The 15,402-nt window shown below is 37.8% G+C and carries 9 protein-coding genes, 5 tRNA genes and 1 pseudogene; 2 read left to right on the top strand and 13 right to left on the bottom strand.

Features of this window, described 5'->3' with window-relative positions; genetic code table 11:
• Nucleotides 1–41: 41 nt before the first annotated feature.
• From HXT33_RS03515 to HXT33_RS03480, 8 genes are all read right to left on the bottom strand, one after another.
• Nucleotides 42–1,175 (bottom strand): Mrp/NBP35 family ATP-binding protein, encoded by a 1,134-nt coding sequence (locus HXT33_RS03515; protein ID WP_004137184.1) that lies wholly within the window; start codon nt 1,173–1,175, stop codon nt 42–44.
• Between the two features lie 15 nt (nt 1,176–1,190).
• Complete coding sequence (gene ligA, locus HXT33_RS03510) at nt 1,191–3,962, bottom strand: NAD-dependent DNA ligase LigA (RefSeq protein ID WP_421786530.1); 2,772 nt, start codon at nt 3,960–3,962, stop codon at nt 1,191–1,193.
• 53 nt (nt 3,963–4,015) lie between these two features.
• On the bottom strand, nt 4,016–7,249 hold the full coding sequence (locus HXT33_RS03505; RefSeq protein WP_421786528.1) for a tetratricopeptide repeat protein: 3,234 nt from the start codon (nt 7,247–7,249) through the stop codon (nt 4,016–4,018).
• A gap of 75 nt (nt 7,250–7,324) precedes the next feature.
• A tRNA-Gly gene (locus HXT33_RS03500) sits at nt 7,325–7,400 on the bottom strand.
• Between the two features lie 219 nt (nt 7,401–7,619).
• Nucleotides 7,620–7,692, bottom strand: a tRNA-Val gene (locus HXT33_RS03495).
• Nucleotides 7,693–7,733: 41 nt separating this feature from the next.
• Nucleotides 7,734–7,805, bottom strand: a tRNA-Val gene (locus tag HXT33_RS03490).
• A gap of 30 nt (nt 7,806–7,835) precedes the next feature.
• Nucleotides 7,836–7,906 (bottom strand) — tRNA-Cys (locus tag HXT33_RS03485).
• Nucleotides 7,907–7,934: 28 nt separating this feature from the next.
• A tRNA-Gly gene (locus tag HXT33_RS03480) sits at nt 7,935–8,007 on the bottom strand.
• Nucleotides 8,008–8,651: 644 nt separating this feature from the next.
• Here HXT33_RS03480 and HXT33_RS03475 point away from each other — a divergent pair.
• Nucleotides 8,652–10,055: a hypothetical protein gene (locus HXT33_RS03475; RefSeq protein ID WP_421786526.1), complete on the top strand. Its 1,404-nt coding sequence runs from the start codon at nt 8,652–8,654 to the stop codon at nt 10,053–10,055.
• A 293-nt stretch (nt 10,056–10,348) separates the two neighbouring features.
• Here the strand turns inward: HXT33_RS03475 and HXT33_RS03470 are convergent, their stop codons facing one another.
• The 4 genes from HXT33_RS03470 to HXT33_RS03455 form a co-directional block, all read right to left on the bottom strand.
• Nucleotides 10,349–11,536 carry a UvrD-helicase domain-containing protein gene (locus tag HXT33_RS03470; RefSeq protein WP_421786524.1) on the bottom strand — a complete coding sequence of 396 codons (1,188 nt, stop codon included), beginning with the start codon at nt 11,534–11,536 and terminating at the stop codon, nt 10,349–10,351.
• Nucleotides 11,526–13,151, bottom strand: a complete 1,626-nt coding sequence (locus HXT33_RS03465; protein WP_421786522.1) for an ATP-dependent nuclease — start codon at nt 13,149–13,151, stop codon at nt 11,526–11,528. The genes HXT33_RS03470 and HXT33_RS03465 overlap by 11 nt, the downstream gene beginning before the upstream one ends.
• 311 nt (nt 13,152–13,462) lie before the next feature.
• Nucleotides 13,463–13,816: a hypothetical protein gene (locus HXT33_RS03460; protein WP_421786520.1), complete on the bottom strand. Its 354-nt coding sequence runs from the start codon at nt 13,814–13,816 to the stop codon at nt 13,463–13,465.
• Nucleotides 13,817–13,841: 25 nt separating this feature from the next.
• Complete coding sequence (locus HXT33_RS03455; RefSeq protein WP_421786518.1) at nt 13,842–14,165, bottom strand: hypothetical protein; 324 nt, start codon at nt 14,163–14,165, stop codon at nt 13,842–13,844.
• 71 nt (nt 14,166–14,236) lie between these two features.
• On the opposite strand from HXT33_RS03455, the pseudogene HXT33_RS03450 reads away from it, so the two are divergent.
• Nucleotides 14,237–14,350, top strand: a pseudogene (locus HXT33_RS03450) (LysR family transcriptional regulator); the annotation flags it as partial.
• 675 nt (nt 14,351–15,025) lie between these two features.
• On the opposite strand, the gene HXT33_RS03445 reads toward HXT33_RS03450, so the two are convergent.
• On the bottom strand, nt 15,026–15,214 hold the full coding sequence (locus HXT33_RS03445) for a hypothetical protein (RefSeq protein WP_421786516.1): 189 nt from the start codon (nt 15,212–15,214) through the stop codon (nt 15,026–15,028).
• Between the last annotated feature and the right edge of the window lie 188 nt (nt 15,215–15,402).

Here is a 15,402-nt window from a genome sequence, read left to right as displayed (position 1 = left end):
TAAAAATATGGGGTTTCTTGAAAAATCAAGCGGCCCCATATTTATTTTTGATTAGATTCTTCCATTAAAGATTTAGCAAGTTGCACAAAAGTATTAGCAAGCTGTGAATTATCTAACTTGCCGTCTTCGTTTAGAACCGCAGGACGTCCTGCTTCGCCAATTTCTCTAAGAGTTGGGTCAAGAGGAAGCTGAGCTAAAAGAGGAACATTAGTATGAAGAGCTTCACAAAGCTGTTCGCTAACTCTTTTTCCGCCTCCGGAGCCGAATATTTCCAAGCGCTCGCCATTATTTTCAAACCAGCTCATATTTTCAACAACGCCTCGAACACTCACAGGAATTTGCAAAGCCATAAGACCTGCCCTAACCGCCACGTCCGACGCACTAGGTTGAGGTGTTGTAACAACAACAAGCTCAACGTTTGGTAAAGTTTGAGCCACAGCAAGTGCCATATCTCCTGTACCAGGTGCTAAATCAAGCAAAAGAACATCTGGACTTCCCCACCAAACGTCTGAAAGAAACTGTTCTAGCGAACGCTGTAAACGCGGTCCTCTCCACAAAATAGCACGATCAGTTCCAGCAAACATGCCGATTGAAATAAGCTTTACTCCCCAAGAAACAACTGGCATAAGCATGCCGTTAAGATTAGTTGGCTGAGAGTTTACTCCAAACATGCGCGGCAAAGAAAAACCGTATACGTCCGCGTCGATTGCTGCAGTATCGTATCCTAAAGCTGCAAAAGTTGCGGCCAAATTAGCAGTTATAGAAGATTTTCCAACGCCGCCTTTTCCTGAAGCAATAGCAAAAATTTTCGTACGCGTACCAGCTTTGTTAAAAGGATTTTCTCTGCGCTCAGCCTTCAAATCTTCTACTAGTTTTTCTAGCTTATCTTTACTCATTGCGCTAGAAGTAACATGTGCTATAAGAGTTGCTTGAGGATATTTAGATACAGCTTCTTTTACTCGTTCTGTAATAATTTCAGCCAATGGGCAGTTTGGTACAGTAAGTTCAAGCTTTATTCTTACGTTATAAACCGGTTTAGAAGCATCTAAATTTTCAGCTTCACTAACACTAACGCCAGTTACCATATTTAGTTCTGTAACTGAACGGCCTAATTCTGGATCAATAACGCTACCCAGCAAATCGTAAACGCGTGTTTCGAGTTCGCTCGTGTTCATTTATGTTATGATTCCTTAGTCATTAATATCAAGAGAATTTTCGCTAGCTTTTTGTAGAGCTTCTTCCACGCTTCCAGTTTCCAAAAGAACACTAAACTGCTTTTCGTTAAGCATTGGAATAGAAAGTTCCTGAGCTTTGGTTGCTTTAGAACCAGCATTTTCTCCCAAAATTACGCAGTACGTGTTTTTACTAACTGATCCTGAAGCTTTACCACCTCGAGACACTATTGCTTCCTTTGCTTCATCCCTACTAAAGCCTTGCAAAGATCCTGTTACAACAACAGTTTTACCAACTAGAGTTTGAGCAAGGGATGATGTTTCAACTTTCCCGACCACCCCTGCTTCTTGCCAAGCGTGCAAAACTTCAAATCTCCAGTTGCTACTATCTTTTGCTTGCTTAAACCAGTCGTAAACAGCTTGAGCAATTTCTGGACCAACGCCATCAATCTGAGTAAGTTCTTCAACTGAAGTATTTGCAATATTTTCTAAAGATCCTAATTTTGCCGCTATAAGCCGCGCTGTTGGTGGACCTAGTCTACGAATAGAAAGTGCAACTAAAACGCGCCACAGGGCAGCATTTTTGCCTTTTTGGGCTATTTCTTCAAGCATGCTGCGAGTAGTTTCCGATGGTCTTGTGTACCACGGAACGTTAATTGTTTCTTTTGAGTTATTTGAAGCTCGTTTAGTTTTCCAAAAAACTACTTGAGCATCTTTTGGAACCTGAAATTCTGGATATTTAGAATCAAATTCACTGTTCTGATCCAAAGCTTCAGCTTCAATGTTTTGACTCGAAGATTCAGCAAATTTCGCTTCAATTGTGCGAGTCCAGAATGCTCGCACTTGTCTCCAAAGCCCGGATCCTCCAATTTTTCGAGTATGCTTTTTTAATTTTCCGTCTTTTTCTACTTCTTGCCATTCTTCAACAAGCGGAATTTCCTTCCAAACCATAACATTTTGTAAATCGTTAGCTGTTATGCTAAAAATTCCAGATTCGCTTTTAAGTACAGGAATTTGAGGCTTAGGTAACGTTAAATTAGCAGGAGGAACATAAGGCTGCTGCATGGAGCCTCTTTGAACCACAATCTTATCAATATCTGGGCAGTAAACTTCAGCGGTAGTTGGCCTAGAATCTTCAGGATTTGTAAGAGCTAAAGCGGCGTTATCTCCCAAATTCTCAATATCAAAAGCCTGCCTAGAAGCCAAGTGAATAATACGTTCAGTAAGCTGAGCTGGGCAGTTTTCTACATTCGGACAGCGAATATCTTTATCTCCCTGTTTTGCTGGAGCTAATTTTGCTCCGCAAGAAGGGCAATACTCAGGCATAACAAATTTTCGTAATTGGTTTTCCCTGCCTTCTCTTGCCTTCAAAACAGGCCCAACTAATTCCGGAATAACATCTCCAGCTTTGCGCACTACAACAGTATCGCCAATAAGCACGTTTTTATGCTCAACTTCGTAAGAGTTATGAAGAGTTGTTCTGGAAATAGTAGATCCTGCAACAGTTACAGGCTCAAGAATTGCCACAGGCGTAACTCTTCCTGTTCTTCCAACCTGAACAACAATATCCTTCAAATAAGTGTTAACTTCCTCCGGCGGATACTTATATGCAATAGCCCATCTTGGGGCTCTTGAAGTTGCTCCAAGATTGCGCTGCAATGCGCGGTCATCAACCTTTACAACAATTCCATCCAATGCGTGCAAAATATTTGCCCTATGTTCGCCATAATAATCAATCATGTCTTGTATTTCGGCAAAATTAGTTACTCTACGCGTGTATGGAGAAACTGGAACACCCCACTGTTTGTAAAAATTGTATGCGTCAGACTGGTTAAAAGTTGTTTCACTATTAGTATGACTTGAGTTTGATTTCCAGCGAAGCTCCCCCAAGCCGTGCGCGAAGAAGCTTAAATGACGAGTTGCGGTAATGCGCGGATCTTTTTGACGAAGCGAACCTGCAGCAGCGTTTCTAGGATTTGCAAAAGCTGCTTTTCCAGCGTCTTCCTGCTCCTCGTTAAGCTTACGAAAATCAGCCCATTTCATAAAAACTTCGCCGCGAATTTCAACAAATTCAGGAATATCGTCAGGATTTTCAGCATGAAGCTGAGTTGGTATTGCTTCAATCGTTCTAACATTAAGAGAAATATCTTCGCCTGTGACTCCATCTCCTCTAGTAAGACCCTGCTCAAGAGTGCCGTTTCTGTAAATAAGATTTAACGCAAGGCCGTCAATTTTTACTTCGCATGTCATAGGAAGCGGCTTGGATTCTGGCCATTGCAAATCTCGAAGAACACTGTTGTACCAATCGTGTAATTCGTCAATAGAAAACACGTCGTCCAAGCTCATCATGCGCGAAGGATGTTTTACAGAAGTAAAATCGTTGGAAAAAGTTCCACCTACGCGGTGCGTTGGAGATTGCGGAGTGTCAAGTGTTGGAAAAGCTGATTCCAGAGCACTTAATGCTCGTATACGCGCATCATAAGCTGCATCCGAGCTTGTTGGAGCATCTTCAACATAGTAGGCAATTTGATCAGATTGCGCCCATGCTGCTAGTTTTGCCCACAAGCGTGCAGCCTGTTCAGTAGTAAGAGATGTAGGCTGTAGACTTGAAAGAGCTAAAGCGTCCGCATCGGTAGGTTCTAGTTTATGAATCCACTCATCTGTGTCAACATTAGGATTCCAAATATGAGCATTAGAGTGCGCTTCATCAGTTACAGCTTGCTCATCAAAATCGTCAAAAAGCGTCCATTGAGAGCTTTGTGACGCTGCATCATCGTAAGCAGCACTCATAAAATCCCCTTTCAACCAAATATTTAGCGTAACCCACTACTCTATTTAGCATTTTAAGCATTTAGTGAACGCAAGAATTGAGATTGCACAGCACCTTCCAAATCTTCGTTTGAAGTCATGCGAATATTAGCAACGCACAAAGTTCTTGCAATAACAAACATTCCTTCATCAACCGTAAGTTTTGCAGCTTTACCAATAATATGGCTGGCTTCAATATTTGGCCAAACAGGAATATCGTCATTCATAAAATTCTGCTTCACATCGTCCATATTAGCCGGAGCTTTATAACACTGCGAGCGCATTCTAGATAGCAGTTCTTCTAGTTCCATTTGCAATGGTTCTATTCTTCCTGGGGCTAAATAATCAGACATGCGATACGCGCTTGCAGCGAGTGCAAACCTGTCTTGCATCCATGCAGCGTACGCTAGTCGATAGTATGCGAATGCTGCATCATCTTTGTCGAAAGATACTCTCAAAGCGTTTAAGCATGCTGCTATAACAGATGGCCAGTCTTCTTTTTGAGATAATTCTGCCGCAAGCTTTAAGTGAGATAGTGCGTATGTTGGAGCGTACGCAACCATCATGTTTAAGTGCTTTAATGCAGCCTCATGCTTATTTAATTGCGAAAGTAAGTCTGCTAACTCCATGTGCGCGTAGAACAATCCGTCTGGAATAAGTAGTGTATGCTCTTCTTGTGTTGCAAATATGTGATTGTACACAACTCTTTCCGCATATGAGTTAAAGTAGCGTGGAACAACATTTTCTACGGAAAACATTGAGTCGAATTTAGCAATATTTTTCTCGTATTCTTCTATTGCAGTGCTAATATCGCCTTCCATAAGCTGCTCTTGGACTCGAATACGCATGTTTCGTATGTTTTGCGAAGCTTTGAATGAAAGTTCAGGTATGTCTGTTTCGTCAATAAGAGCTCTTGTTACACTGTCTGCTTTTTCACTAAGCTCAGGATCTGCAATTTGCTCAATAATATTCATTGCTTCTCTAGCTTTTTCTGCTGTTGTTTGAATTGGCTGAGATGCAATATGGTGGAAGTCTGTAACAGCTTGCTGCAAAAGGTCTTCTCTTTGAATTGATAAGCCTTGTGCGTGTGATGTTCCAAGTATTTCTTCTTGTTCTTCGCTAAATATTGTGTCGGAAAATTCAGGCTCTTCTTGCGCTCCTCTAGGCGCGAAGCAAGTGTCGTGCATATCGAATGATGCTTCTACTGAGCCTAAAGTGTAGTCTTCGTGCATGCTCATTGTTGCATTAGATTGCTTATATATTTCTATTGGATTTTGCAAACCGTGCGCACGAATATGTTTAATAAATTTTTCGCGTTCAAACGTTACTGTCATTAGCGTACGTATTTCTGGAGGCTCGCTAAAAGCAGCTAAAGGATTTGAGCTGGAATCTGACTTAGATTCTGGCTTAGAATCAATTAAAGATTGCGCACCTTCAACAACTTCTGCAAGTGGTAAGTGTTGCAAATCCTGGATTTGTGAAGGGTCTCCATGAACGTCACCGTCTTTTGGATCACCCTTTGAAGGAGCATTATTTACATTCATATTGTCTAATGCTTGAATAGTGCGGTTTAGTAGCGTACTAATTGCATTATCTTGTGCTGCAACCATCTCTTCTAAACCAATAGAATCAAGCCTAATTGAAACATGCTGTATTTTTTCGCTTGCACCAAAGGCGAGCGTTGCAAGCATAATGCCGAATCGCAGATTGTAATAGGTTGCCATACGCGACTTTTCAACATTGCTTAGCTTATGCCACTTATGCTCTAAAGTATCGTATTTGCTTGTAGGCATTAGCGACGATCCTGTAGAAGTGAACGCAATCGCCACATTGCCATCGTTTAGATTAGAGCGAAAATCTGCGTCAAATCTAAACGGCATGTATAAGCTTCTAATAAGCTTAGAAAGAGATTGACGGTAAAGCCACTCTCCCGCATCATTCTGCTTCAAAAATGTTGCAGACTGCTGATATTTTCTAGCCTTATTCCATAAGTGAAGCAAAGGACGAATACTATCGTCTTGTAAAGGATTTGCTAAACTTGGCGTATCAAAAGATTCACAAGCATTAAAAGCAGGGTTTTCAATCATAGCGTTATCTATAGCAGCAATGCGCTCGAAGCTAACGTTTCCTTCAAAATTCTTTCCGCCCTGCAAAGAATTAGCTTGCAAGAACTTGTATATGGCTTGTAAACGATTTAGCGCTCCTTCAATTCTTAAAACTTTTAGTGCTGCTGAAGGATCTAAGGAATCGTCCCAAATTAAGTAATGTGCAGAAGTTTGTTGAGCTTGTCTAAAATGTAGTCTTTCTGCGCCATGAACGGCTTCTAAGCTTCTAGTTGGATCTAATGCTCCAACCTCTTTCATAACGCGCTCATAGTAGCTTTCTAAACCGGAAACTTGCAATCCAACTTTTCTTGCGTGCGCAATATCTGCAGAGCTTCTTCTTATTGCTCCAAGAGGTGCTTCAGTATGCAATCTTCTTAGAACGTGCGAATATCCAAAACCTATTAAGTTTTGATTTAAATCTGGTATGAAAAATGTTGCGAAAAATGTTGTTGCAATAGCATTCTCGTAAGTAAGATTGCAGCGCAAAGAATCAGGTAATTTTACGCGCGTGCTTTCAAGCGTATACCTTTTATGCTTTCCAATTGTGTAGCAAAGCCATGAAGCAACCTGATGTAAACCGTCTTCTAAAGAAACTTGCATAACAATATCGCCATTTACTATAGAAATATTGTTGTTGTTGGCAATTGCTGCGCTTTTGTTGGCTAAGTTGGCTGCGTTTTTATTTTTTAAGCACAGGCTTGGCAAGTTTTTTAAACTTTGCAAAATATTGCGGAATTTTTTTGAAATATTATTCGATTTAGGTACTTTTAAACTTCCATAAAAACGAGTTGTATTTCGTAAAGTAAAAGAAGATTGCTCAATAAAAGAAAGTTGTGGAAGACGTTCAAACGTATCTTCAAGAGTTACTTTGTCACCCGTGTAAACTCTACCTTCTGAATCTGCAATAGCAAGTTGACGAAAAAGCTTTCCATCATTTTTAACTAATCCAATCGAAATGCAGAAGGATTTTCCAGGAATTCTAAACCATCCAACCTGGGTATTAGAAGGAAGATTTGGAAAATCGCTGAAAATATTATGCTTTGCAAAGTTTGGAATAGAAGTAACTTTGCCTTCTAACCATAAGGAATTGATGGCATCTACCATTGTAGACATACTATCTTCGTTAGAAGTCGTCTGATTGGTAGATTGTACGTCGTCAGCCATAAATTCCCATTCTTTCAAAATCGATGCTAGTAGCAATTATGGAAACACGATTTCTTAAACAAAATACTAAAAAAGTGGAGCGGACAACGGGACTCGAACCCGCGGTCTCAACCTTGGCAAGGTTGCGCTTTACCAACTAAGCTATGTCCGCAAAACAAAATGATATTTTAGTTAATTATTTAATTAAATGCAAATATGGAATGTCGCAAGGTTTGTGGTTGGGTAAGCGTTGGTAATTGGAGGAAAGTAGGGTCAAGCGGCGAAATCTGGGTTATAGCGGTATAGGGGTTATAGGGGTTATAAGGGTTATTGGCCAAAAATCGAGTAACAAAAACAAAAAACGCAGTGCTTTTACACTGCGTACCTATTGTGGGTGATATAGGAATCGAACCTATGACCCCTTCCGTGTGAAGGAAGTGCGCTAGCCGCTGCGCCAATCACCCAAAATTTTTTTTAATTATGCGTGAAAGGCAATCCTTTCGAGTGGGCGATACAAGGTTCGAACTTGTGACCCCTTCCGTGTCAGGGAAGTGCGCTACCACTGCGCCAACCGCCCAGGTTGTTTATTAAGCATGAAGCTTAATCGAGGTGGGTACGAGAGTCGAACTCATCTATACGGCTTTGCAGGCCGCTGCCTAACCGCTTGGCTAACCCACCGTAAGGTCGAATAACTCATCGGACCTAGAGCGGACAACGGGACTCGAACCCGCGGTCTCAACCTTGGCAAGGTTGCGCTTTACCAACTAAGCTATGTCCGCAATGCAACTTTACTGACCAATGTCAGCGCCGAAGCACGAGTAACTACTATACCCGAAATATTCTTAAATGCAAGCCCTCGCCTATTTTGGCGTGTCGTTTGGTGGTGTTTGCGCGTGTTGGTTGGAGGTTTGTTATGCGTATGGTATTGGAGCATTTGCGAGCGCAAGTGTTACTTTCTCAGATACTTGACTGAGTTTTTAACAGTGTTTATAGAATCTTTCTAGATTGATTTTGAGTCAAAACATTCTATGGAATCGAGATATATGGTATATACTCCAAAAGGGTAAATTGCAAAAGTAAAGGAGCCTACGCAACGCCTAAGGTGAGTAAATCAACCGACGGCATGAAGCCGACTTTCAACGCAGGAAGACTCCTATAACTCATGCTACCAAATATTGCTTTATTTACAACTTTGACTTTGTATAGTAAATCTAATTCATAGAGTTGGTGCGCAAGTGTATCAAAATTGTTGCGTTAAAGAAACAGTTTTGAGACGCGCGAGTGCACGATATTTTCAAGCGAAATTATCGATTGCTGTATTGGTTTGTAGTGATAAAATTGCAAACAATAAATTGCGGTTGTTTACATTTGTATATTAAATTATTCTTATTAAAAGCAACAAGTTAGTTGGAGATTAAGAGATATGGAAGATAAAAGACTTGATTTAACTAAACCAGTTCTTGGTTTTTTGAAGACAGAGAATAATGATTCTTCTGAAACTGTAGTTATGTTACATGATAACGGACTGAAATTTGAACTGTCTGTATTATTTAAAGAACTTAGTGGTCAAATTTTAGGTGGAAGAGTTACACATATAAAATCTGATGCAGGGAATGAAATAATGAATATACTGTCTGCACCTCCTCATATTTTGCAAGTTTTATCTCCAAGAAATGCATATACGCTAGTCGGGTGTAGAGATGAAAAATTACTTACTAAGAAAAATTGTCAAATTGGAATTGGAACAATTACATGCGACTACATAATCGTTGGTTCAAGTAAAATACAATTCGAAAAAATAACTAATTTGCGAACTAGTTGTTCAAATCTATATGAATGGTTCACATCGGGAGGAATTAGCGTTAGTAATCTTTCTGATGATGGAGAAAGTATAAAAATTTATATTAAAAAATCTAGCAGCAAAGAGCTATGCAAAATAAATCCAATGCAAAATGAAAGCAATAAATCATCCATCAGTCTGTCGCTTGCTATTAATCAGCATGTAAGAAAATTATCAAAAAATAGCAGTATTGTTAGTTTTGAGGAAGAAGCATTTATTGAGACTCATAGTGAAACACAATTGAATTGGGAAAATCATATTTCAATTCATAATTGGATTTTAAATCTTATCTCTATATCTAAATTAGAGCGATGCGAATTCTCAAAAATGAAAGTAGGTGTGGAAAACAATAATACTTGCAATGATTCAACAGTAAAATGGTTCACTGTTCTTCATCATTTAAATGCTGGCACACAAAACATTTATGAAAAGCACAATAAACAATTCTTGTTCGATTTTGACGATATTAATACTTGTGGAATAGAAAAATGGTTTGAATTATTGCAAAGATATGGAAGAGCAATGGGAATAATATCGCACATAGCAAAAGAACAAAATAATCTTTCAGTTGAATCTGTGAATATAATCTTAGGCGTTGCGTTAGAAGATATTGGATGGGAAATAATAAAAACTACAGGTCGTGAAGATAGGATGAAAAAGAGAAAGGGAGAAACAATTGAGGAATTGAAATATTTTTCTTGTGCATTAGACACTATAAAAGAAGAACTAGGCAAATATTTTCCAATAGATAGCAAAGATTTTGATTGGGTAAAAGACATGAATGATATTTATAGGAAAAATAAACATGCTGATGCTAACAAAAATATGGAAAAAACTCCAAAAGATTATGAGAAAATGTATAGAATTAATATTTGCTCTATAAATATTATTAGATTGTGGATTGGCAAGCAGCTTGGAGCTGATCTACAGACAATGCTTAAAAGACTTAATTCGAACATATTTAAATACAATGAAGCATCTATATAAAAACACGCATACTGAATCATTTTATCTTGCATAAAAATTAATATTTATGTAAGATAAAATGATGAATAGAGTAAAAAATAATTAAGATAAGCCTAATGTACTTAATATGTACCCCTTTTTCCGGTACAAAAAATAAACACCCACGAAGGAGGATTATCCAAAAATTCGGCATATGATGCACCGATTTCATATCTCTCCATTTCCTCATAAAAGCTAAAAGCAACAGCGATGTAAGTATTTCAGCCTTATATCGCTGTTGTTACACTCTTTTCAGTTTAGTTATGTTGTTGATATTATTTTACATATTTCCACGCAGGGAGTTCTTTGCCATCATATCGAATTACACTACACTTAAAACAATCCGTTTCTGTAAAATTTTCTATAGCGAATACAACACTATGCCGAGCCCTTGTACAAGCAACATAAAATTTCGATTTTGTTTGAGGTGATGTTATTCTTGTTCCCTTTTGGATAAATGGTAACACCGTACCTACAGGTATAATAACTACCCTATCCAAAGTTAATCCCTTCGAATTTCCATAGTTCAGAACTTGACAATTATGTGGAAAAGGAATTTTGGAATCACGATTATACCGCAATATAGTAGGGTGATAATAATTGCAGTAATCACTCAAATATTTTGGTTCCATTACATAAACGCCTGCATTCTCATCCGAAAATTCCATCTCACGACATTGACAAACTTGATTATTTTCGTCGCAATGAATTGTGTTGATATAATTGCAAATTTCTTGATTAAAACGTCGCGTAATCTTACTATATGTTATAGAACAAAGGCCTTTCTTTTGCTGTAACTCGAAGAAATCCTTAATTTTATCGTCCCTAAATTGTTTGTTTTTGAGGGAGTTGTTTGTTCGAAATGTTGCCTGCTTATAATCACCAACGCATGTAGTTGAAATTGTAGAAGAAAAAAGAAGCGATATCAATTCTAAATCCCAACCCGCATAATCCTGTAATTCATCAAAAAATATGTGAAAATATATTTCTTCTAATCGCTTTATCACTTTTCCTGATGAATCGATATTGCATTTATATGCAAGTTCGCTCACCTTGTTTTTTTGAATATCATGCGCACCGTTTATAAAGTATTGCATATGACCTTTATTGAGGTATTTTGTCGTGTCCTCGTTTTGATAAAAAGCTATTGATTTTATGAAATTCTCTGGAATATCATAAGGAATTTCCTTTTTGAAATTTTTATATTTCAAGCTTAACAAACACTGATATGGTTTTATAAAGTCGGACAAAACTAAGGAATACCACGTAGTAATTTTTACATTGGAATCAACAATACCAAAATTTTGTTTTTTATATTCAGTTTCTAACGAATGAACTCCTTCGTTAGTATACGTAACAAGAAGAATTGTTTTTTTAGTTTCTTTAGCGAGTTTAATCGCTTTAGAGCATATACTATATGTTTTTCCACTTCCTGCTGCTGCAAAAGTCACATCATTGTTCATCGTCGGTAATTCCAATCGCCTTAAGAATATATTTTGGGTAGTTGATTTTTTTGTCACTGAGAAATACCCTCATACTCCATTCAGCCTTGTTTTTTTCCATAAACTTATTCAAAGCTCCGTAATCTATAGTTTTGATATCGGTTTTGCGGTATATGATGCCACGAAAAGCTTCAAAGTTATCTTTATTTGCATTTAATACCGTTGGCTCCAGAGTATTTAAGTTCTTATCATCTTCTATACACAAATCAACGTTATCAGCAAAAACTCTATAATTCTCCCTAACTCTTGATGGGTTACCATCATTGTCGGTAACAATAACGATATTTTTGTTAATTAGCTTTGCTAACTCGCAATACCTTTTAAAAGCCACTCCACCAACAGACATAACGTCAATACCATCTTCAATAGGTAACTTCCCGTAATTATCTATATATGCCCGTTGTATGATAAGTTCGTCAGCAGAGCCCTCGACAAGTATTATTTTGTTTGCCAATAAAACTCTCAATGTATTAAAGCCAGGGAGCTTTATGAAATAATTATATGTATCCTTTGATAATTCTTTAAACGGCTTTGTGTTGCCGTCACCCACCAAATGTATATTTTGCAAGCCCATTTTATTAGCCACGAAACTGCTATGTGTTGATATAAATATCTGCTTGTTTGTATTTTCGGATAAACGAGATATTAAAATAGACATATTTGTATAAGACAGGTTGTTTTCCGGTTCTTCAATAATCAAAATGTCAACATCAATATTTTGCTGCATAAACATCTCAGTTTTAATCATATTCTGAGTTCCGAATCCAGCATTATCTAGCGGTATGCTATTCAATGATAATGACATTTCACTTTTCCAACCGTCGATATCATTTTCACGGAGATTTAACGTGATTCGCTTATCGCGGAAATAATGTTTAGCTTGCAATTTCGTGTTTAGGTTTTTTACAGCGTCGCTATCTGTAAAATTATGTCTATTACTTCTATATGCCAATCTCAAATTGGTACGTTCTTCTTCGCTCAAATATTCATTTATGCTTGATGCTACAAATTTGTTCAAAACCACGCCATAATCCTTTTTGGTTGCATCAATATAGGCGACCTTTTTTGCAGTGGTATTTATATAATAATCTGGAGTGGCAAAAGTTCTAAAATCTACTTTATATAGTTCAATAGGAATATCTTCAACTTTCTTTTCAAATAATAACTGTTTATATGTTCCGCTATATTCTTCATTGAACTTGATTTCCAGTTTAACCCCAATGCGGTCTTCCCGTCGAGAATTGTTAGCACCTCTATAATTTTTGATTTTTTCATCTTGCTCAGTTAATCCATTAAAATATGCTTCGACAGAAATTAGCGGCGGTTGAGGTTTGTCAGAGTTTTTAACATCGTTAATATATTGGGTTCGAATTTCGTTATTAAACCAATCTGGAGTTAACCGAGAGAGAATAGATCCCCCGTTGATCTTTCCTGTAAGAACCATAGACAACGCTTCAAGAATTGTCGTTTTTCCCGAGTCGTTTTCTCCAACAAAAATATTGACATTATCGTTAAATAAAATATTTATGGTCTTGAAAATTTTATAGTTTTCTATTCGGAGTTCTTCAATTCTCATACTAATCCCATTTAGCTATAGTACTTTTAGAAATATGCTAAAGATATTATTGAACGATATCGTTCCTTTTATCTCCATTTTGAATTACAACCATTGTTGCGCCTGTGCCTAAAATAACAATATGAAACAGCATGAATTTGTTCTCTGTCAATCTCCACTATATCTTTATCTGCTCATTATACCAATGTATTCTATAATAAGTGTAATATCAATATTATACACCCACATTACGGCATAGTTAGTCTTTGACTCAGAAAAGTTCTGTATGCTCCCAATAACCGCTGTTAAAACGAATATAGGGAGTTTTTGCTTTAATCTAAAACCTCACTGAGCAGTTTCCGACTATCACTTTTAATATCCTCGGAATAGGTATCCATACAGATACACAATTCCTCGCTCTTTTCATCGTAGTGAACGATGCCGCCGTTCAGCTCATAGCGTTCAAGATAATCTTTCAGCACCTTAAACTTCTTCGGCGTGAAAATATCAACATCCTGGCTGTTGCCAGAACGGTCAAAACCGCCCTTGGTTTCGATAATCCAAATCTTACCGCGAACGGAAATAATGTAGTCGGGATAGAAATTCTTCTGCTTTTCGGAGTTATCGGCGTAAACGGTGAAAAGGTATTCGTTGCCCTTGTCGCCGTTCTTATATACCCAATCCACACTGTCATCGTGTTCGCAGTATTTTTCAAAACTTGCACTCCGAAGAAGAACAAACCTCGGCAGAGGAAAGATAGCCGCTATACACGTTATTTTTCATTTCCACCTGTGTTTTCGCCATTCCGTAATAGACAAACAGACAACTCTGTGGAATACGGAACTGCACTTTAGATACCGTCTTTATATCCAACTGAAACTGCGCCAACTCCGTAGCCATCGCTTCGCGCACGATGTGCTTCAAACGGTCGGCATTGTTAATGACAAAGATGTAAACCTCTCTTGATTCTAAAGTAAGAATTTTACGCGCATACTTGAAATTCTTATCGAACAGCTTGCGAATAATGGTATTCATATAATTATATTCCATACCAATTTCCATACCAATTTTACCGATGCGGTTGTGATACAAGTGCCCGGTTTGGTGGGTGGATTAAGAATGAGCGCACGAATCTTTCTCCTGCAGTGCTCGCATATCTTTCTCAACTCAAATCTGTGCTAATTAAACACAGGTATCAGATTATAAGTAGAGCCAAATAGATAAACACGAAGTAGCTAAATAAATAAGTAGATAACTACGCGATTTAGCTTCGTATCTTTTCTAGATAAACGTTTTTGAACAATAGTATTTATTGAACCCTTTGGTACATTGTATATTATAAAAAATAACGCTATAATCAACGTAACGCGAGGGCCTCGCAGCTGCCGTTTACGTCAGATTGTTAGTCGAGGGATCCCCTCGCAATTTTCATTCTAAGTATATTTTTTTTTAATTCATTTGCTTCGTAAGCCCATAATTCTTTTATGGAGGGGGATCACACCCGCGTATTCGGGAAAGACTATAGTGGATAGTGAGTCCCGGACACCTCGATTGTTTGGAACTCTTGGGTTATAGGCCAAAATAAAGGAGCCCACACAACACCTAAGGTGAGTAAGTCACCGACGGCGTGAAGCCGACTTTCAACGCAGGAAGACTCCTATGATTCATGCTACCAAATATTGCATATTCCACAACCTTGTTCGTATGTTAAATCTAATTTATAGAGATAGTGCACACGCGTATGAGTTATTATTAAAAGCTAATCTGGCTAGTTCTATTTCAAAAAAATATCTAACATATTAGCGTTACACGCTTTTGTACTGCGAACACTAAAAACAGTATTTAAAACATGGAGAAAAATTAGTTTGCTTTTATTTTCCATCACACGCCTCATGCTATTCCATATCTTTTATAGAGTTACGAATATGCTGTTTTTCTTCTTCATTTAAACCATAAAAGTTGAAAAGCTGCTCATCAATTTCATTTAAAGACAAGTTCCAATTAATTGGTGAATCTTTACTTAAATCAGGAACTGGCACAAAGCGATAAGTTCTTCTTGTAGCATCTTGGCTTATTTTAGCCATCGAATGAAGGAATCTAGCAAATTTAGTTTGTAAGTACTTTGCCAATGAAGCGTTCAGTTAGGGATTTATGGAAATTGAGTTTAACTGATAACCTTTAAGCGGTACAAAAGAAGAAACGACCATACAAGAGTAGGAATACTCCTGTATGGTCGTTTTCTTGTGTCTAATTAGCTCACATACCAAAAAGT

It is taken from the genome of Gardnerella sp. DNF00753, assembly GCF_049244275.1.
Taxonomy (GTDB): domain Bacteria; phylum Actinomycetota; class Actinomycetes; order Actinomycetales; family Bifidobacteriaceae; genus Bifidobacterium; species Bifidobacterium greenwoodii.
Note: the sequence above shows the minus strand (reverse complement) of the source record. Positions and strands in the feature narration are given on the sequence as shown.

Bases quoted from the DNA above. Each gene is read 5' to 3' on its own strand.
- HXT33_RS03445 (WP_421786516.1), bottom strand. From the start codon at position 15,214: ATGGCTAAAATAAGCCAAGATGCTACAAGAAGAACTTATCGCTTTGTG.
- HXT33_RS03515 (WP_004137184.1), bottom strand. From the start codon at position 1,175: ATGAACACGAGCGAACTCGAAACACGCGTTTACGATTTGCTGGGTAGC.
- ligA (WP_421786530.1), bottom strand. From the start codon at position 3,962: ATGAGTGCTGCTTACGATGATGCAGCGTCACAAAGCTCTCAATGGACG.
- HXT33_RS03455 (WP_421786518.1), bottom strand. From the start codon at position 14,165: ATGAATACCATTATTCGCAAGCTGTTCGATAAGAATTTCAAGTATGCG.
- HXT33_RS03475 (WP_421786526.1), top strand. From the start codon at position 8,652: ATGGAAGATAAAAGACTTGATTTAACTAAACCAGTTCTTGGTTTTTTG.
- HXT33_RS03470 (WP_421786524.1), bottom strand. From the start codon at position 11,536: ATGAACAATGATGTGACTTTTGCAGCAGCAGGAAGTGGAAAAACATAT.
- HXT33_RS03505 (WP_421786528.1), bottom strand. From the start codon at position 7,249: ATGGCTGACGACGTACAATCTACCAATCAGACGACTTCTAACGAAGAT.
- HXT33_RS03465 (WP_421786522.1), bottom strand. From the start codon at position 13,151: ATGAGAATTGAAGAACTCCGAATAGAAAACTATAAAATTTTCAAGACC.